Raw genomic sequence first — 19,446 nt, forward strand, 5'->3', positions numbered from 1 at the left:
GACCGCCATGGACGCCTTCATCACGCACACCGGCACCGGCATGCCGTTGCGCCGCAGCAACATCGATACCGACCAGATCATCCCGGCACGCTACGTGCCGTACTTCAGCTGGCACGGCCACACAAACGCGCTCTTCGCCGACTGGCGCGACGATCCCTCGTTCGTCCTCAACCTCCCGCAGTACCAGGGCGCGACCGTCCTGGTCTCCGGGACCGACTTCGGCACCGGATCCTCGCGCGAGTCTGCCGTCTGGGCTCTGCAGCGGGCAGGGTTCGCCGCGGTGATAGCCCCTCGATTCGGTGACATTTTCTCCGGCAACGCCCTGATGAGAGGTCTCGTCACGGCGACTGTTCCCGAGGACGTGATCGAGTGCCTGTGGGAGCGGATCGAGCAGGATCCCTCCACGCCTGTCACCGTCGACGTCCAGCGCCTGGAAGTGCGGTGTGCCGGCATCACACAGCCCTTCGCACTCGACCCCGGCGCCCGACGCCGTCTGCTCTCCGGCCAGGACACAGTGGCCGAGACCCTCAAGTACGCCGACGACATCGAGGCCTACGAACGGCTCCGGCGCCCTTTGCTGCCAGTGACCCACTCCAAGAGACCACAGTGACCAGGCCAAAGTGGGCTCTCCTGCCGTATGTGTGGGTCATGCTGGGGCGGGTTGGCGTCCGGGGAGCTGGGGGCGGGGGCCGGCGAGGGTGGGCATGACGAGGGCGATGACGGCGTCGGCGGAGTGGAAGCCGAAGCCTCTGCGGATGATCAGACGGGTTTTGGTGTGGTGGACTCGATCAGTCCGTTGCTCATGCCGGTGGTCAGCGCGGAGCGGATTGCCTGGTAGTGGCGTCGGATACGGCGTTGGAGGTCGACGAAGACGCCGATGCGGCAGCGGCGGGCCCAGCCGATCCACCGGTCCAGTGCCCGCAGGGCGGCGGCGGGGCGGGACTTGGCCAGGGTGAACACGGCCCGCAGGGCCTCCTTCAGGCGCCAGGCGCGGTGCAGGCGGGGATCGGTGGCGGCGATCCAGGTGAGTTTCGCGGCCTGCCGGTCGGTGAGGTCGGCTTCGTTCTTCCACAGGGCGAAGCGGGAGTCCTTCAATGCCCGGGCCCGCTCGTGGTCCTGGGCCTGGCGGCGGGCGCGGTTCCAGCTCGAGCGGCGTTCGGCATCCAGGGCCTCGGTGGCCCAGGCGATGACGTGGAAGGGGTCCATGACGCGCAGGGCATGCGTGGCCCGGTGTTGAAGGACGTCGGCGATCCATGCGGCGCCGTCGGCGCTGATGTGCGTCAAGCGGGCGGCGCGGTCGGCGCCGAGTTGGTCGAAGAAGCGGTGCAGGACGTCCTTGCCGTGCCCGTCGGCCATCCACACCACCCTCGCGGTGTCGTGGTCCACGACGACCGTCATGTACTTCTGTCCGCGGCGGTGGCTGATCTCGTCGATGCCGATCCGCCGCAGCCCCGACAGCCGGTCGACCAGCCGGTCGCGGTCGGCGACGTACCGCTCGACGATCGCGCCGATGGTCCGCCAGGAAGTACGCATCAGCTGCGCGGCCGCGCTCTTGGAGCACTCAGCAGCCATCCATGCCGCCTGGGCGTCGAAGGCGTGGGTATGCCCGGCGCCGTGACGGGCCCAGGGCACCGCGGCGACGGTCGTCCCGTGCTCCCTGCAGGCCACCCGCGGCGCCGCCGCCTCCAGGAACACCCGCAGCACCCCGTGGTCGAGGTCCCGCCACCGGCGCCGCCCCCGCCCCGCGTCGTACCAGGGCGCCGGACGCCGGCAGATCCCACACCGCTGCCGACGGCGCGCATCGGGCCGTACCGACACGATCACGCACTGTTCGTTTTCATCGATCCGGACGCCCTCGACCACCGTATGTTCGGCCGTCAGCGTCCGCTTCCATATCCTGAAGAGGGACACGCCGTTTTCCTGCTTGATCCAACTTGAGCCTAGACACCTCAAGGACCACAGGAGGCGGCGTGTTTCCTGTATCGGGGCAGTTCAGGGCGCCCACACATACGGCAGGAGAGCCCCAAAGTGCGGAAACCGACCGGCGCCCGCAGCCGTCGGGGACCGGACTGGCTGGCCATCTCAAGGCAGTGCTCCCCCTCGTCTTCGCGAAGGTGTGGGAGCGATTGCCAGGGCGTTTTCCTCGTGGGTCTTCCTCGTGTCTCTCGGCGGTCGACCGTCGAGGCCGAGGAAGCGTCATGGATGCTCGCAGATATGGCCGTTGGCGTCCCCGGTGCCGGCTGGTCGGCGGAGTGGTCTCACATCCACCCATTCGACGTCTGGCCGCACGGGCCGACGTCATGAGCGTGGTGCGGGGATCCGGGTTGCTCAGTCAGGTCATCGAGCGCGGCCAACGGGCCGTCTCATGGTGGGCCTTAACCCAAGACCGGGTAGTTAGGGCTTGCCGATCAATAACTCGCCGTCTTGATCTCTGATGTGGGGATGCCGAGGTGTGCGGCGTAGTCGGTGAGGTCGTCGAGGGTGGCCAGCTGTGTTTCAGCGGGTTCGATGGTGTGCCCAACGTCGCGCAGGAAGCGGCGAGTTTGGCTGATGGCCCGGTTGAGGGTCACGGGTGTCACGGTGAAGAGGGGAGCGATGACGACCTAGGGGAGCTTGAACCGCTGCTAGAGGATGGTGGCCAGGAGCCGGTCGACGAGGGTGAGGCCGGGACGTCGGCCGGTGTAGAGGCCAGCGGCGGGGGTCTTCTGCCGGTCACCGCTGCGTCGTCGACGGCGATGGCGTCGCTGCGCAGCAGCTGCCGGTGCGACGGCGCGAAGCTGACCACCGGAACAGACGTCCCCCTCGTACGAAATCCGGCCTTCTCTGTGTTCTTCCTGTCCTCGGGGTCTTCGGGTCACTGGGCCAGTCCGGCTTCGGCATGTCCGGAGCGCGGCCGGACAGTGATGTCCGCCGCGCCCCGGGACCGAGCCGGAGCCGGGCTCTGGTCAGTTCTCTGTGGACCACCAAGCCGGGGACAGGCTGATGGACCACACGTCTCCCACCTGCCGGTGGGTGGGGTCGTCCGGGTCAGCGGTGCCGTGACCGTATGGGTCGGCATCGGCGATGACGAAGATTCTGGCGCCGGACTCGGACACCCGGTACCGGCGAGTGTGCGTGTCGCTCTCGTCGTCGTCCGGTTCGATCGTATGGCCCAGGCCGGTGATGACGGCGGCCAACTCGTCGAAGCGTGCTCGACCTGCGAACTCGCCGTATGCGTTGCGAAGAGGCGTCGGCACTGTGGACGTGTCGCCCAGGTTCAGACGGTGCACCTGCACGCTGATGCCGAAGCACGACCAGGAGCCCTCGTTCTCGTCGAAGGAAAGCTCGACGAGCCCGTAGTCCCGACGCATACGCCCGTGCGACGTGTCATCGAGGTAGTCGGCCCCCAGCTTCTCTTCCCACTGGGCCGGGGTCATGCCAACGCGTGCTCCCAGCACGTCACCACGGGTGGCGACGTGGGCGTAGAAATCCAGGTCGGGCATCTACATCTTCTCCATTGCCTCGATCAGGGACTGCAGCTCGGCTGTCCGGTCGTTGCTGAAGCGCCATTGAGGGTTGCGGCCTTCCTTCATGGCCTTGGCGCTGGATTCGAAGACCTTCTTGGCGGCCTTGGTGACCCTGATCATGTCTGCGCGCAGCTTCTCATTCGACTTGATCGACGCGACGACGGCGTCCACCTGCTTCTGTGTGGCAGTGCCGTTCTTGAGACGGATGGCCTCGCCTCTGATGCCCCCCTTCCCGTCCGGACGAAGGGCTACCTCCATGCCGTCCTTCATGTTGACGTGGGCACCTTTCGTCACCCAGTCCTGGTCCACCTGTCCCACATGGTCGACCAAAAGACTGCATTTGTCCTTCTTGGCGTTGTGGACCAGAAGCGGAGTGCTTCCTGCCAGGACGTAATACGTGTGCAGCTCGTCGACCGTGAGGTTGTAGACCTTCTCCTGGGCGGTCCAGGCGTCCACGTCGGTGATCCGGACGTGTGCACCGTTGTCCCCGCGAAGCCACATCCCGCTCTCGAGGTCGGCGGCGTCGGCCCAGTGGTCGGGGTGCTCGGCGCGGAAGGGGTGATGGTCGGTTGCGATGATGTCGGCCGTCTGGTCACCACTGTCACCATCAGTGTCCACGGTGATCTTCACCAGGTGCTTCACGCCTTCGCCGGTGATCAGGTCGGTGACCTGCTCCACCTGGTTCTGCCCGGTCTCCAGGTCGGCGGCGACGACCTTGTCACCAACGTGTACCTGCTCGATCGGCGTACGGGTGCCATCGGCCATGAGTACGAAGGTGCCTGCGGGGAAACTGTTCGCGGCGCACATGGCGATCTTCTCGCTCTCGCGGGCCTCGCGGATCTCCTCAGCGGTGAGGACCTTACCGCCGCTCTTGAGCCAGTGCAGGACGACCAAGGAGCCCAGCACACGGTCGGTGGTGGTGAGCTCCTCGCCGGTGGCCATGTCCTTGCCCGTGATGGCCTCCACGATGCCCTTGCCATCCCCGATACCGGGAAGCAGGTCGAGCAGCAGCGACATCCTGCGCTGCTGTTCCGCCTGCTCCGCGGCCGAGGTCCCGCCGAGCACATCGCCGATATGCGAGAAGTCGAAGTCGATGTCCGGCAGTTCGCGGAGCTTCAGCGCACCCTCCTTGATGCCAGGGACGGCCTTGTTGAGCTGCTCCATGCCCTTGTCGGCCTCGGAGATGCCCCTGTTCATCTGGTCAAGGCCGCCGTTGACCTCCTTGACGCCCTCGTTCATCTGGTCGAGGCCGCGGTTGGCCTTGTCCATGCCCTCGATCATTCGATCGAACACCTTGTTGAGCTCGGCGAGCTCCTTGCCGAAGTCGATGGCCGGCTTGGTGTCTACGTCCTTCGGCGGCTTGTACTCCGGGTAATGATCACCCACGGCGACGGTGAGTACGGCGAGGGCTTCGAGCGAGTTGCCGTGGGCGCCGATCAACCGCGAGGCCTTGGCGAGATCGTCACCCAGGCTGTCCAGCAGCGGTTCGGCCTCCTTCAAGGTCCTGACGGACTGTTCGAGAATCTTCCTTCGCTGCTCCGGGTCGGGCTCCTTGGACGGGTCGAGCAGCAAGGTGGGCCTGAGCTTGTACAGCGCGGCAAGTTCCTTGTTGAGTTTGTCGAAGGAGGCGCCGTGGTCCTTCATCGCCTCCTGGGTGACATAAAGGAAGAGTCCCACTCCGACGCCGAGCTTCAGCGATTTGATCGCGAAGTCCTTCGCACAGACCGGCCGTTCGAGCAGTGGAAGACGGTCGCAGTTCGCGTACTGGCGAACCCTCTCCACGATCTCCAGAAGCGTGGGATCCGGCTCCTTCTTCCCCGCCTTTTCTGCCGCTGCGGCGGATGCTCCGGCCGCTGCGGTGAAGGTGAGGAACAGGGTGGTGAGCAAGCTGACGGCCCTGTGTCTGAGGAGCCTGAATTGGACGTGCATGAGTTCCCTACTGATGGCGAGGGCCGGTTGCCGGCCTCGCTCCCCCTGGGGGCAAAGCCCGCCGAAGTTACTGGCGCGTAGCACCATGGTCGCCGGTCAACTTAGAGCGTTACCGGCAGTCATCGCGACTCTGGCCTCGGCGGGTCGCCGGTGCCCTGGTTCACGGTGATCGTTCCGAGGGCGATGGCGGCAGACAGTCCCTGGCCGCCAGAACAACCTGGATGTCCGCCTCGTTGCGTAGGCAGGGCCGGGGCAGCAGCTCGGCAGACGCCCCTGGCAGATCTTGCAGCCGGAGCCCCGCTTGCGCGACCACGTCCGTATCGTCAGTGGTCGAATCCGCCCTCGGACACTCCACTCCTCTCCTTATAACGATACGCAAGCGAGGGCCTCGACCTAACGGTCGCGGTCCTCGTTGTGTTGTCGTAGTGATCGTGATGCCCGGGGCTTCGCGGACTGGGCCCTTCCTGTCGGCGTCTGCTGGGCAGATACGTCGCGCAATGTCACCAAAACTCTTGATGATCTTGCGGATCTCGTCAGGGGCAAGCGGTGGATCCTTCTGTCGGGTGACGGCGGATAGGTCGTCGAACTTCTTCTGTGCCGCTTCCCTGTCGCGTTGGCGTCGTTGATCCACTGGGTGACCACGGCTGCGTCGGCTCCGGAGTCGAGGGCGGCCTGGTGGCGGGCGAGGCGCCGCTCGCACTCCTTGATCGCCTGGCGGGCTTGAGCCTGCTCGGGTGTTCGGTGCTCCGCGGCGCTTGCCGTGATGCTGGCCTGGCTGGGTACGGTGAGGAGGGCGGTGAGCCCGCTCGGGGGCGAAGGCGCGGGCGATCCATGCATCCAGGGCCCAGCAGAAGATGTCTTCGCGCAGGTTGAGGGTGCGGGGGGCAAGCCCGTGGTACAGGCCTGCTTCCTGTTCCTTGTACTCGCATCGGTAGTAGACGCGGTCGCGGATCGCGGAGGGCTGCATCTTCCGTCCGCACACCGGCCACCTCACCCGTCCTCGCAGGACGTAGGCCCGCCGGCCGCTTCGCCGGTTGGGCAGTTCCTGCCGCTGGTAGACGCAGGCGCGTTGCCTGCGGGCCCGCTGGACGGCCTCGCACAGTTCCTTGGCGATGAGCGGCTCGTGTGCGGGTTCGTTGACCAGACCCACTCGTCGCTGAAGTTGTGGGTCATGGTGGTGCGGTGGCCGAGGGTGACGTCGTCGAGGTCGATGAGGCGTTCGCGCTGTTTGTTCCAGACCTCGTAGCCGATATAGCGGGGTCGGGGGATAGCCTCATGCCGTCGGCGTGCTGGGTACCGACATAGAGGGTGAAAAGATGCGCAGCCCACCCCGGTCCACCAATGCGTTCACCAGAGCGGCGACACAGCCGAAGTGGTGGTAGAGGCTGCCGAGACGCGCGCTCTGCCCGACGCCTCACGTCACCGTCTGGGTGGACAGGGGTGGAGGCGCTGCAAGCTCTGCGGATCCTGACCGTTCTGGGGGAAATGGTTGACGCGGGCGCGGCGTGCATGTGAGATCAGGGCCAGCAGAAGTTGCGCCATCTCACTGATCGCCGGAGACGCGGTGTGCCGCATAGGCGCCCCTGCGCGCGCTCGGCCGGCACTCGCCGCCATGAAGCCTCCGCCATGACTCGATGACGAGGACTTCCGACGCAGGCGTCAGCGCGTCGCTGCGACCGTTCGGCGCGACACTGCATGGTCGTTACCGGTGTTTGCTGAGCCCGGCCGACCGGCCGGTAAGGGTCAGGTAGCCAGTCCACCTGCGGCAAGGCGATCGCTCATGTCGCTTACCAACCCCTTGCCTGAACGCTCGGCCCTGGCGACGAGCGTCTCGAAGGCCCTGAGGCGACGAAACGTATCCGCGTACACCATCTGCTTCTCCAGGGGAAGCTGGAGTACCTGCAACCGCCGGATGTCGACTCGGGAGGAACTGGAGGCGTGGGTGCCTGCCTGGCGTCCGTTGGCCGGAGCGCGCAGACAGCCGGCGAGGAAGTGGGGATCGAGTTTCTCCGGGTCCACCCGCAGGGTGTACAGCTGCGGGCCGAGAGCCATCGGTGCGCCCTCATGCACCCACGCCTTGAAGGCCCGGATCACTCCGGCGACCACTACATCGCCCTTTTCGGCAAGAGCGTGGGCCGATTGGGTGGCCAGCAGCCCGCTGGGCGCACCGTCGACCAGCAGGTCGGTGATGGTGAGGAACGGTACGGCGGTCCCGCTGACAGGTGCCGTCTTCTCCGGAGGCTGCTGACCGGCGCGCAGCGTCAGCGCACCGGCCTTGACCAGGTCTCCCACTGTCGTCGTGGTCTGCTGGGTGCCGGCCTCGACGTCGAGTGCGGACAGATGTTGTGCCTGATCGGCCAGATCGGTCAGCAGCGACCCGAACTCGCCCCACTTATTGGCAAGTTCTTTCGATGTCGGTTCGGACGCCGACGCGGTGTAGCGTCCCGGGGTGACGTCCACCTCGTCGTCCAGAAGGTCGAGCAAGGGAACGCGGGCGGCGCTCTCCGGCGGCTCTTGATCGGAATGGTCGAGGTTCGCCAGTGCGGTGAGGACGAAGGAACCGAGAGCGTCCCAGTCGGGGCTCGGCTCGCGTGTTCCCGGTCGTGCGAAGCCTGTGGCGTCCACCAGGAGGGCGTCCTGGCTCGGAGGAGGGGCGGCAGGGCCGTCCGGGGCTGCGCGCAGGACCCACAACTGCAGTGACACGCTGTGGGGTTGTGCACTGCCCGGAGGGAGGGACACCACCGCCCGAAGTGCTCCGGTGCGCAGCAGCGAGCCGCGAATACGCCGACCCGCCTTGCGTGATGCCACGGCGGGTGGGAGGACCACCACGGCGACTCCGCCGGGCTTCAGGTGGGTGAGGAGGTGCTGCACCCAGGCCAGTTCGGGCTCGGTCCGTGGGGGCAGCCCATGAGTCCAGCGCTGGTCGGTGGCGAGTTCCTCGTACCCCCAATCCCGTTCATTGAACGGCGGGTTGCACAGTGCGATGTCGGCCTTGGCCCCGGTGAAGGGGTCCTCCCGTAGCGCGTCGGCCGTAGAGACTTGTGTACGGACGTGACGGTCGTCCGCGACGAAGTCGAGCCGGGCGGACGCCAGCGCGGCCAGCGCCGGATCCCGCTCGCACGCGAGCAACTCGAGGCCCGGGCCGTCGTACTCCTGAGCGGCAGCTGCCGCCAGGTGGCCCGTGCCGCACGCCGGATCCAGGACGGTCAGTCCGCCGTCCTGCGGACCGAGACGGGCAGTGAGGGCGATCCGGGTCATCAGTGTGGCGAGTGGTGGCGGCGTGGTGCTGAGCTGTCGGACATGGGTTTCCAGCCACCGTTGCAGCAGGAACTCGAAGGTGTCGCGCGGCCCCTCCGCCCGCCCCAGCTTCGCCGCCTCGGCCACAAGCTCACGAGCCTGCGGAGAGAGCTCGGCATGGGAGATCCGTGCCCTGGACGACCGCATCCGGCGGGCGGCCTCGGCCACGGCCAGCCCCGACTCGTTCCGACTGCCGAGCAACTCGAAGCGTGGCCAGAGGAGTTCCTTGCCGCCGACGTCCCTCAGCTTCCCGTTGTCGCGCAGCCACTGCTCGACCTCGGCGAGCGAGAACTGCGGGCTGACGTCGGTGCCCCCGATCCGTGTGGGGAAGGAGTCGTGGCGTCGGCGCCAGTTGCTCACAGCGGCTCGCCCGACGCCGGCGATCCGGGCGATCTCGGCCAGGCTGACGGGTACGACGTCGGGGGTACTCATCGATCAGTCTCCGAGGTACTTGGTGGCTGGTGGGTGGTCGGCTCCCCAGCAACCGGTGACAAGAAGGCTACTACGCTCATTGACTCTGTTCACAGAGTTTACGTTCCGCCGTGATGTGCGGGAGATGTGGAGGTCGGGGAAGATGCCGGGTCTCGCGCCGGGAATGGTGCTTGGTGGCCGCTATCGGCTGGAGTCGGTGCTGGGCCGCGGTGTGATGGGACAGGTATGGCGGGGGCGGGACCTGCCCCTCGACCGGCCGGTCGCGGTCAAGACCGTTGCCACGGACCTGCTGGCCGTGGCGAGCAGCCGCGACGCGGCCCTGATCCGGTTCAGCCGGGAGACGCGGGCGGCCGCACGCCTGGACCACGCGAACGTCGCGACCGTCTTCGACGCTTCGCTCACGGACGACACCTGCTGCCTGGTGATGGAACTGATCGAAGGCACCACCCTCGAGTACCTCTTCGACCAGCAGGAAGAGGGGCGGTTCGACCTCGCCTCGGCGGTCGCCGTCGCGGCCCAGCTCTGCGCGGGACTGTCGGCGGTCCATGCCGCCGACCTCGTCCACCGGGACCTGAAGACGCAGAACATCATGATCCGGCGGGACGGCGTCGTGAAGATCCTGGACTTCGGGCTGGTCAAGCTGCTCAGGGACACGGATCCGCGGCTGACGGCGACCGGCGAGGGCATCGGCAACCTCTTCTGCGCCTCACCCGAGCTGCTGGCGGGCCGGGACCAGCTCGACGGCCGCAGCGACCTGTACGCCGTGGGCTGCCTGCTGCACCACATGCTGACGGGCGAGACTCCCTTCCCCACTCATCAGCCCGCCCTCTTGTCCTCCCACCATCTCGCCTCGCCCCCGCCCGTCGTCGCCGACTCGGGGGTGGCCGTGCCCGGCGACCTGCAGAACCTGCTCACGGCCCTGCTCGCCAAACGGCCCGAGGATCGCCCTTCCTCCGCGGCCGAGGTCTACGCGGCCCTCGCGCCCCACCTGCCGCAGCCGCGACCCGAGTTGGCCGTCAGGCGCACCGTGCCCGAGGATCCCCGCCGGCCGTTCCTGGTTCCGCAGGGCCCGATGCCGCTGTGAGACGTGCCCCCTTCCTGGCCGCTCCAGGGTGGTTGTAGAAATCATCTTTCTGGGTACCCATAGGCTGGAAGTGCCGTGAGCCGGTGTCACAATGATCGCGTCGGCCGGGTGCCGTGACGTCCCCGGCTGCCGAGAGGCGGCGGGCGCGGGGAGCGCCGGGACTGGGGACGGGGCGCGATGGGGCGAAGCCTTGGGCGGTACGAGCTCACGCACGAACTGGGCCGGGGCGGCATGGGCGTCGTCTGGGCGGCGCACGACCGGGACCATCACCGTGACGTGGCCGTCAAGCTCCTGGCCGGCCGCGGCCGTGGTGCCGAACCCAGCACACTGGAACGCCGCTTCTTGCGCGAGATCCGCCTGACCAGCCGCATGCGCCACCCGGGTGTCCCCGCCGTCCACGACCACGGCAACCACGAAGGCGAGCTCTACCTGGTCATGGACCTCGTCCCCGGCCGAGCCCTGGACGCCGTCCTCAAGAACGACGGACCGCTCGGCATCGAGCGGGCGGCGGACGTCGCCCGTCGCACCGCCGAAGTGCTCTCCTACGCCCACGGTCAGGGCGTCGTGCACCGCGACCTCAAACCGTCGAACCTGATGGTCACCCCGGACGGAGACATCAAAGTCCTGGACTTCGGCGTGGCCGCGGCCCTGGAACCGCAGTCCGGCGAGACGCACTTCACCGCCTCCAACGCCACCCCAGGCACGGTCGTCTATATGGCGCCCGAACAGGCCGTGGGCCGCACGGTGCCCGCGAGCGACCTCTACTCGCTGGGCTGTGTCCTGTACGAGCTCCTGGCCGGCGCACCGCCGTTCACCGACGGCAGCCCCTTCATGCTGTACCACCGGCACGCCAACGAGCCCGCCCCGCCGCTCGCCGACCGCCGCCCCGACGTGCCCGACGGCCTGCGGACCCTGGTCGAGCGTCTGCTGGAGAAGAGGCCGCAGGACCGGCCCGGCTCGGCCGCCGAGGTGGCGGCCCTGCTCACCGCCTGGGCGCCCCGGCCGGCTTGTGCTGCCGAGTCGGCGCCCCCTCATCCACGTCTGGCCGAGATCGAGGCCCTGCGCCGCGCCGGTCGCCCGGCTCATGCCCTCGATGAGTACCGGGAACTGATGGCCGCCCCCGGCCTCGACCGCGCGGGCACGCTCGCCGCGCGGACCGGAGCCGCCCTGTGTGTGGGCGCGCTCGGCCGCACCCGGGAGGCCCTGGACGAGCTGAAGTCGGTCCTCGCCGAACAGCGCAGCCTGCTCGGGCCGGGCCATCCCGCGGTGCTGGACACCCGCTACGAGATCGCCGTACTGCTGATCCGCACCGGAGAAAGACATGCCGCCGAGGAACTGCTGAGGCGCCTGGCCGACGAGGAGGACGCGGTCCTGCCCGCTGCCGGCGCCGGGCACGGGCGCAGCCGGGCACTGCTGGAGCGGTTGCGGCGGTTGGGCTGAAGCGGCCGCATTTCAGCCGCAACTCAACTTTGTGAGCTCTGTTCACAGTTGACGGATCGTGTTACGCTCCGTCGCGCCGTTCCGGTGGGGAGACAGATCACGGTCTACGGACGGCACAGGAGACACCGAGGGGATCAGCGCCCATGACGTCGGCAGTTCAGCGTGCGACCGAGCGGACGGGGGCCGAACAGCTCCCCGAGGAAGGCAATCTCGTCGAGGTCCGCGGACAGTCGTGGGTGGTGGCCCGAGTCGAGCCCTCCCCACGATCCGGTGACGGCGACGACGACCGTCGGGGCGCGACCCTCGTCCACCTCCAGTCCGTCGCCGACGGCCGCTTCGGCGACACCCTCTCCGTCATCTGGGAGGTCGAGCCCGGCCGCCGGGTACTGCCCGCGGGCTCCCTCCCCGACGCCTCCACCGACTCCTACGACTCCCCGAACCGCCTCGCCGCGTTCCTCGACGCCGTCCGCTGGTCCGCCGTCGCCTCCGCCGACGCCAGGACCCTCCAGGCGCCGTTCCGTTCCGGCGTCGCAGTCGAGCCGTACCAGCTGGAGCCGGTGTCCCGCGCGGTCGGCGCACCTCGCGTCAACCTCCTCCTCGCCGACGACGTCGGCCTCGGCAAGACCATCGAGGCCGGACTCGTCGCGCAGGAACTCCTGCTGCGCGGCCGGGCGCGCCGCACCATGGTCGTCTGTCCGGCCGGCCTGACCCTCAAGTGGCGCGACGAGATGGCCGAGAAGTTCGGCCTGGAGTTCACCATCGTCGACTCCGAGCACTGCGCCCGCCTGCGCCGCACCCACGGCACGGCGGCCAACCCCTTCCGCGTCCACCCCCTCACCATCGTCTCCCTGCCCTGGCTGCGCGGCCAGAAGGCCCAGCGCCTCCTCGACGAGGTCATCGGCTCCCCCGAGGAGGGCGGTGACGGTGACCACAAGCGGTTCTTCGACCTGCTCGTCCTCGACGAGGCCCACCACGTCGCGCCCGCCGCGCCCAAGCAGGTGTACGCCGTCGACTCCCAGCAGACCAAGCTGATCCGGCGCCTCGTCCCGCACTTCGAGCACCGGCTGTTCCTCTCCGCCACCCCGCACAACGGCTACCCCGAGTCCTACACCGCCCTGCTCGAACTCATCGACGACCAGCGTTTCGCCCGCGGCGTCGACCCCGACAAGGAAGCCCTGAAGGACACTGTCGTACGGCGCCTGAAGTCCACCGTCACCAACGCCGACGGCACACCCCGCTTCCGCACCCGCCGCACCCGCGAACTCCCCGTCGACTACACACCCCAAGAACGCGAGATCCACGGCCTGCTCGGGGAGTTCGCCGAGCAGCGCCGCAGGAAGCTCACGCCCAAGGCCCGGGGCGGGCGCCGCGCCGCCGACCTGGTGACCCTGCTGCTGAAGAAGCGCCTGTTCTCCTCCCCGGCCGCCTTCCTGCACACCGTCCAGGTCTACCTCTCCCACCTGGAGGACACCGGCCCCACGAAGGGACGCGCGGCCGCCGCCGAAGTCCCCGAGTGGCTGGAGGAGTTCGCCGACCTCGTCGCTGACCTCGACGACACCGGCCTAGTCGATGCCGAGGACGACGCCCTGACCCGCTCCACCTCGCTCACGCCCGCCGAGGACGGCCGGGAACTGGACCTGCTGCAGGAGATGGAGCGCTGGGCCCTCACCCACGAGGCCGCCCCAGACTCCAAGGCGGAGGCCTTCATAGGCGCGCTCAAGGCGATATGCCGGACGTCCGACGACAAGCACTGGACGAACGAGCGGGTCGTCGTCTTCACCGAGTACCGCGACACCCAGGAATGGCTCCACGACCTCCTCCAGCAGGAGCAACTGACCGACGGCGGCCGTGTCGAACGCCTCCACGGCGGGCTGTCCGCCGAGGAGCGCGAACGCATCCGCCTCGGCTTCCAGGCCGACCCCTCCCAGCCCGAGGGCAAGGTGCGCATCCTCCTCGCCACCGACGCCGCCGGCGAGGGCATCGACCTGCAGAACCACTGCCACCGCCTGATCAACTACGACATACCCTTCAACCCCAACAAGCTCGAACAGCGCATCGGCCGCATCGACCGCTGGGGCCAGAAGCGGGACCCGGAGATCACCCACTTCATCGGCTCCGGCTGGCAGCAGGCCCAGGCCGGCTCCTACGAGGCCGACCTCGAATTCCTCTCCCGCGTCGCCAAGAAGGTCGCGCGCATGGAGCACGACCTCGGCTCCGTCAACGCCGTCCTCGCCGACGCCGTACAGCGCCGCATGACCGGCGACACCGCCCCCGTCGACATCGAGAACGCCAAGCCGAAGCCGATCAAGGGCCGCCGCACCGGCGGCGAGGTCGCGCCCGAGCAGAACGTCACCGCCCAGACCAAGCGGCTCGCCGACCAGTACGAGGGCACCGTCTCCGCCCTCGGCCTGACCCCCGCCAACGTCAAGCGCGTCGTCGACACGGCCCTCGCACTCGACCACCAGCCGCCCCTCCTGCCCTCCACCTTCCGCGCCGAGCAGTTCGAGCCCGGCGACCTCTTCGAGGTGCAGCCCCTCTCCGGCAGCTGGGAGCGCGCCACCCGCGGCCTCGCGCACAAGCTGCGGGAGGGCGAGCAGCGCCCGCTCACGTTCTCTCCGGTGGTGGCCGCGCAGGCCGGTGACGACGTGGTCCTCGCCCACCTCAAGCACCCCCTGGTCGCTCTGTCGACGCGTCTGCTCACCGCTGCCGTCTGGAACGCCGACTCGGTAGGCCTCAGCCGCGTCACCGCCGTGGTGACCGACGACCCGGCGGTGACGACCACCCTGGTCTCCGCCTACGCCCGCTACGTCCTCGTCGGCACCGACGGCACCCGCCTGCACGAGGAAGTCCTCTACGCGGGCGGCTGGTTCGGCGACACCGGCCGCTTCCGCCGCTGGGAGTCGGTGAACGAGCAGGGCCGGGTCCTCTCCCAGGCACTCACCGAGGGCGCCGAGGCCGCCCCGCACCTGCGCAAGGAACTCACCGAGGCCTGGCCGGTGCTCCGCGACCCCCTCTACCGGTCCCTGGAGGCCCGCGCCGCCGAACTCGGCCGCCAGCTGGAGAGCCGGCTCGCCGACCGCCGGGCCGAGGAGGAGCGCCGCATCACCGCCAGCCTCGACCGCTTCGAGGCCACCCTGCGCGCCAAGCTCCGGGAGGAGGGCGACGGCGACGGCGAACAGCTCGCCCTGCTGTCCACCCACGAGCTGACCGGCCACGAGCGCCGACAGTTCGAGGACGACCGCCGCCGCTGGCGCGAACGCCTCGAAGGCCTCCCCACCGAGCGCGAGCGCGAACTCGCCGCCATCGCCGCCCGCTACCGCGAGCCCCGCTCCCACCTCTTCCCCGCCGCCGTCGTCTTCGTCGTTCCCGCAAAGGAGGCCCGCCGATGAGCCCCCGCCGCCCCGCGAACTCCGGAATGGCCGCAGCCAAGGCCCAGGCCGCCGACGGCCGACGCCAGCACCAGGAGTGGCTTGACCTCACCGAGGTCTCCGGCCCCTTCCTCACCATGCCCGTCCTGCTGCGCGCCTGGCCCCAGCTCGACGCCCTGGAGAAGGACGAACGCGCCCGGCTGCGCGCCCGTCACGCCGACTGGCAGACGGACACGACCGCCGGCCGCGACGAGTGGGTGGCGCACATCCTGAGCCGCCTGCTCGGCTGGAACGACGCCCTGACGCTTCGCGTCGGCGACTTGGAGCACCACGGCCTGGACCGCCTCACCCTGCGCGTCGCCGAGCACAACACCGAGGTCCGCCCCGACTTCGCCCTCGTCGATCCGGGCACCGACCTGGCGACCGAGCCCAGCACCGAGGCCGCCGCGAAGCGGGTACGGCTGCTCGGCATGACGGTCCCGGCGGGCACCGCGCCCACCGCGCGGGCGGGCGGAGGCGGCGACTGGGCGGCGGCCCCAGCCGACCGTCTGGCGCGGTTGTTGCGCCACCACGGCGTGCCGCTCGGCCTGGTGACGGACGGCCGCTGGTGGTGCCTGGTGTGGGCCCCGCTCGGCGGCGTCACGACGACGGCCGTCTTCGACGCGATCGGCTGGAACGAGGCGGCGGAGCGCAACGTCGTCCGCGCCTTCGTCTCGCTGCTGCGCCGCCGCCGCTTCTTCGAGTACGACGAGCCCGAGACGCTGGTCGGTCTGCTCAAGGAGAGCCTGGCGGCGGGCGAGGACGTCACCGAGGCGCTGGGCGTTCAGGTTCGCCAGGCGGTAGAGCTGCTGGTGGACGCGATCGGCCGCGCGGACGTACGGGCGATGGAGGACGGTGCCCCCGGCTTGCACGCCTCGGGCGTGAGCGCCGGTGAGGTGTACCGCGCCTCGGTCGCCGTGATGATGCGCATAGTGTTCCTGCTCTTCGCCGAGGAACGCGGCCTGCTCCCGGCGGACAACGAGGTCTACGCCCGGTCGTACTCCGCCCGCTTCCTGCGCGACGAGCTGAAGGCGCGCGCCGACGAGGAGGGCGAGGCGTCGCTGGAGCACACCAGGTCGGCGTGGCACCGCCTCATAGCCCTGTTCCATGCCGTGCACGGGGGAGTGGACCACCCCGGCTCCGGCCTCCACCTCCCCGCCTACGACGGCTCGATCTTCGACCCCGACGCCTACCCCTGGCTGGAGCGCACCACCCCGCTCCTCCCGATAGACGACCGCACGGTCCTGCACATGCTCCAGGCGGTGCAGGAGGTCCGCGTCGGTAAGGGCAAGGACCGTGAGGTCCGCACGCTCAGCTTCCGCGCGCTGGACGTCGAGCAGATCGGCTACGTATACGAGGGCCTGCTGTCCTTCGACGGCCGCCGCGCGACCGAGCACATGGTGGGGCTGATCGGCCCGGAGGGCCTGGAGCACGAGGTGCCCCTGCGGGAGCTGGAATCCCTGGCGGCGAAGTCGGGCGGTTCACTGAAGACGCTCGCGAAGTCCATCCACGAGAAGTGGAAGGACCCGAAGCCGCCCGCGACGGCCGGGCAGTTGGAGAAGAAGCTCGCCCCGGTGGGGGCCGAGGCGGCGGAGACGCGACGCCGCCTGAACGCCGTGACGAAGGACCCGGCCCTGACGGAGCGGCTGCTGCCGTTCGCCGGCATCCTCCGCGATGACCTGCGTGGCCTGCCGACGGTCATCCCGAACGGCGCCCTGTACGTCACCGAGTCCTCCCTGCGGAAGAACACGGGCACGCACTACACGCCCCGCTTCCTCGCGGAGGAGGTCGTGCTGCACGCACTGGAGCCCCTGGTGTACGAGCCGGGGCCGCTTCAGACGGCGGACACGGGGGAGTGGCGGCTGAAGTCCTCCGAGCAGATCCTCGACCTGAAGGTCGCGGACATAGCGATGGGTTCGGCGGCGTTCCTGGTGGCGGCCTGCCGTTACCTGGGTGACCGGTTGATAGAGGCCTGGGAAAACGAGGGTCGCTCGGACGCGATGGTCTACCGGGCGGGGCGCGCTGTCGAGGCCGTCACGGCGGCGGACGCGGAGCAGGACCCGGTGGTCGTCGAGGCGCGGCGCCAGATCATCGAGCACTGCCTGTACGGGGTGGACATCAACCCCATGGCGGTGGAGATGGCCAAGCTGTCGCTGTGGCTGGTGTCGATGGACCCGGAGCGGCCCTTCACGTTCCTGGACGACCGCTTGGTGTGCGGCGACTCGCTGCTCGGCGTGCACAGCATGGAGCAGATCCAGGGCGTCCACATGAAGCCCGAGCAGCAGGCTGACATCTTGGCCGAGCAGGCCCGGCAGTTGGTGGACCAGTTGACGCGAGAGCGCCTGGCCATCACGGCGATCAAGGGCGTGGACCTGCCGGCGCTTCAGAGGAAGCGGGAGCGGCTGGAGGAGGTCAACCGGCATTCTCGGCGACTGCGGTTGGTGGGTGACCTGATCGCGGGGGCGGCGATCGCTACGTGCGCTTCGGGGCGGGTGCCTTGGTATGCGGAGGACGGTGGGGAGCGGGTCCGGGATCTGTTCCCGCAGGCGGCGTGGCTCGTGCAGCGGATCATGGAGGACGGGGTCGAGGACGACTCCCAGGTGGTGCGGCAGGCGCGGGCCCGGGCGGAGGAGTGGCTGGGGGCTGAGCTGCCGGAGGGGGCGCTGGAGCGACGGCCGGTGCATTGGCCGTTGGTATTTCCGGAGGTATTCACGCAGAGAGGTGGGTTCGATGCTGTTGTGGGGAATCCACCGTTCTTGGGTGGGAAAAAACTGACCGGCCCGTTTGGGCAGGCCTATCGTGAATATTTGGTCGAGTTTCTTGCAGGCGGCGTTCGCGGTAACGCGGATTTGGTTGCGTACTTCGAGTTGTGCGGCCACAGTCTATTGAATTCGCACGGACAGACTGGCTTCGTCGCAACGAACACGTTGGCGCAGGGCGACACCCGTGAGGTCGGTCTCGATCAACTGGCGCGCCAAGGAGTTGTCATCCGGCGGGCTGTCAAAAGTTCTCCTTGGCCCTCCAAGTCAGCGGTTCTTGAGTACTGTGCCGTGTGGACAAGCAAGGCTGCATTGGCGAGTACTGCATGTTGTGTACTGAACGGCTCCCCTGCTCCTAATGGAGTTTCCACCTCACTTAACCCGGCATCGCGAGTAACGCCATGGGTTATGCCTCTGTCGGCGAATGCCGGCATAGTCTTTCAAGGTGTGATCATTCTAGGATTGGGGTTCCTTCTTTCTGAGGAAGAAGCGCACGAATGGGTTGAAAATGATCCGCGGTACGAGGACGTCCTGTTTCCGTACCTGAATGGCCAGGATGTTAACAATAGTCCCACCCATACCACTAGCCGGTGGGTTATCAACTTTCATGACTGGCAGGAAGGGCGCGCAAAGGAGTATTCACGCGCTTACGTGAAGGTCTTGCGTGATGTGAAGCCAGAACGGCAGCGAGTAGATAGTGCGGGAAACTTCGTGCTCCGCAAACCGCTGCCGCAGAGGTACTGGCAGTACGCAGATAAGCGCCCTGCATTGGTTGCGAAACTCGCGCAATTGCAACGGTGTATCGTGATTACGTTCGTAAGTAAAGTCGTGATGCCAGTCATGGTGCCGACCGGTCAGGTCTTTGCTAACGTTCTCGGTGTTTTCGCCTCGGATGATCCAGCCTTCTTTTCTTTTCTTTCGAGTGCGCCACACTATTGGTGGGCGATGGAGCGTGGATCCACGATGAAGGGAGATCTCCGCTATACGCCGACAGATGTGTTTGAGACCTTGGTTCGCCCTATGTTTACCGACAAGCTTCGCGAACTGGGTATCCGGCTCGACGATTACCGAAAAAACCTTATGCGGGCACGCAACATGGGGCTTACCTCTACCTATAATCTGGTGCACGACCCCGACTGCCAGGATGCAGACATCGTCGAACTTCGTCGCATTCACCGGGAGATCGATAAAGCTACCGTTGAAGCCTACGGCTGGCACGATATGCTTAACGCCCCAGAGGAAGCTTCACCCGCTAATCCCGCCTATGAGACGTACTCACTCGACCACGGCTTCCAGGAGACCGATCAGGGCATCCGCTATACCATCGGTCTGCTCGCCCGGACTGAGATCATCGACCGCCTGCGTGAGCTGAACCACCAGACGTACGCCGACGAGGTTCACCTCGGTCTTCACAAGGGAGTGACCGAGGCGAAGGTGAGGGCGACGCACCGCGACGTGCCAGCGCCCTCCCCGGAGGCCATCCGTACACGCCAGGGGCAACTTGCCGTGCGAGGTGGGTCGGATTTCGCTGAGGGTGCCGAAGGCGCCCTCTTCTGAGGCGGCGGCATGACGACGGGCTCGCTCGCGCTTGA

8 protein-coding genes and 2 pseudogenes are annotated in these 19,446 nt (G+C 68.1%); 5 read left to right on the forward strand and 5 right to left on the reverse strand.

The genetic code is table 11. The annotated features are described in order from the left end of the window. Positions 1–7 precede the first annotated feature (7 nt). Entirely contained in the window at positions 8–610 is a 603-nt protein-coding gene (leuD, locus tag ACFY2Z_RS28655) for a 3-isopropylmalate dehydratase small subunit (protein ID WP_390746977.1), read from the forward strand. 36 nt (positions 611–646) lie between these two features. Here leuD and ACFY2Z_RS28660 read toward each other — a convergent pair. The 5 genes and pseudogenes from ACFY2Z_RS28660 to ACFY2Z_RS28680 form a co-directional block, all read right to left on the reverse strand. Then, positions 647–1,911: pseudogene (locus ACFY2Z_RS28660) on the reverse strand (ISL3 family transposase). Between the two features lie 497 nt (positions 1,912–2,408). After that, positions 2,409–2,780 (reverse strand): annotated as a pseudogene (locus ACFY2Z_RS28665) (ISAzo13 family transposase); the annotation flags it as partial. 165 nt (positions 2,781–2,945) lie between these two features. Beyond that, positions 2,946–3,482: a hypothetical protein gene (locus ACFY2Z_RS28670; protein ID WP_390746978.1), complete on the reverse strand. Its 537-nt coding sequence runs from the start codon at positions 3,480–3,482 to the stop codon at positions 2,946–2,948. Beyond that, a complete protein-coding gene (locus ACFY2Z_RS28675) occupies positions 3,483–5,393 on the reverse strand; it encodes a polymorphic toxin-type HINT domain-containing protein (RefSeq protein ID WP_390746979.1) in 1,911 nt (636 codons plus the stop codon). Positions 5,394–7,178: 1,785 nt separating this feature from the next. Then, positions 7,179–9,164, reverse strand: a complete 1,986-nt coding sequence (locus ACFY2Z_RS28680; RefSeq protein ID WP_390746980.1) for an N-6 DNA methylase — start codon at positions 9,162–9,164, stop codon at positions 7,179–7,181. Between the two features lie 142 nt (positions 9,165–9,306). Between ACFY2Z_RS28680 and ACFY2Z_RS28685 the strand changes: the two genes are divergently transcribed. The 4 genes from ACFY2Z_RS28685 (at position 9,307) to ACFY2Z_RS28700 (ending at position 19,411) form a co-directional block, all read left to right on the forward strand. After that, a complete protein-coding gene (locus ACFY2Z_RS28685; RefSeq protein WP_390746981.1) occupies positions 9,307–10,248 on the forward strand; it encodes a serine/threonine-protein kinase in 942 nt (313 codons plus the stop codon). Positions 10,249–10,425: 177 nt separating this feature from the next. Then, on the forward strand, positions 10,426–11,688 hold the full coding sequence (locus ACFY2Z_RS28690; RefSeq protein WP_390746982.1) for a protein kinase: 1,263 nt from the start codon (positions 10,426–10,428) through the stop codon (positions 11,686–11,688). 143 nt (positions 11,689–11,831) lie between these two features. After that, positions 11,832–15,077 carry a DISARM system SNF2-like helicase DrmD gene (drmD, locus tag ACFY2Z_RS28695; protein WP_390746983.1) on the forward strand — a complete coding sequence of 1,082 codons (3,246 nt, stop codon included), beginning with the start codon at positions 11,832–11,834 and terminating at the stop codon, positions 15,075–15,077. After that, positions 15,074–19,411: an Eco57I restriction-modification methylase domain-containing protein gene (locus ACFY2Z_RS28700; protein WP_390746984.1), complete on the forward strand. Its 4,338-nt coding sequence runs from the start codon at positions 15,074–15,076 to the stop codon at positions 19,409–19,411. Before drmD ends, ACFY2Z_RS28700 begins: the two co-directional genes overlap by 4 nt. The last annotated feature ends 35 nt before the right edge of the window (positions 19,412–19,446 follow it).

It is taken from the genome of Streptomyces sp. NPDC001222 (genome assembly GCF_042896945.1).
Classification (GTDB): Bacteria; Actinomycetota; Actinomycetes; order Streptomycetales; family Streptomycetaceae; genus Streptomyces; species Streptomyces gibsoniae.

Coding starts and splice junctions, on each gene's coding strand:
- ACFY2Z_RS28690 (WP_390746982.1), top strand. CDS start 10,426: ATGGGGCGAAGCCTTGGGCGGTACGAGCTCACGCACGAACTGGGCCGG.
- ACFY2Z_RS28670 (WP_390746978.1), bottom strand. CDS start 3,482: ATGCCCGACCTGGATTTCTACGCCCACGTCGCCACCCGTGGTGACGTG.
- ACFY2Z_RS28680 (WP_390746980.1), bottom strand. CDS start 9,164: ATGAGTACCCCCGACGTCGTACCCGTCAGCCTGGCCGAGATCGCCCGG.
- leuD (WP_390746977.1), top strand. CDS start 8: ATGGACGCCTTCATCACGCACACCGGCACCGGCATGCCGTTGCGCCGC.
- ACFY2Z_RS28700 (WP_390746984.1), top strand. CDS start 15,074: ATGAGCCCCCGCCGCCCCGCGAACTCCGGAATGGCCGCAGCCAAGGCC.
- ACFY2Z_RS28685 (WP_390746981.1), top strand. CDS start 9,307: ATGCCGGGTCTCGCGCCGGGAATGGTGCTTGGTGGCCGCTATCGGCTG.
- drmD (WP_390746983.1), top strand. CDS start 11,832: ATGACGTCGGCAGTTCAGCGTGCGACCGAGCGGACGGGGGCCGAACAG.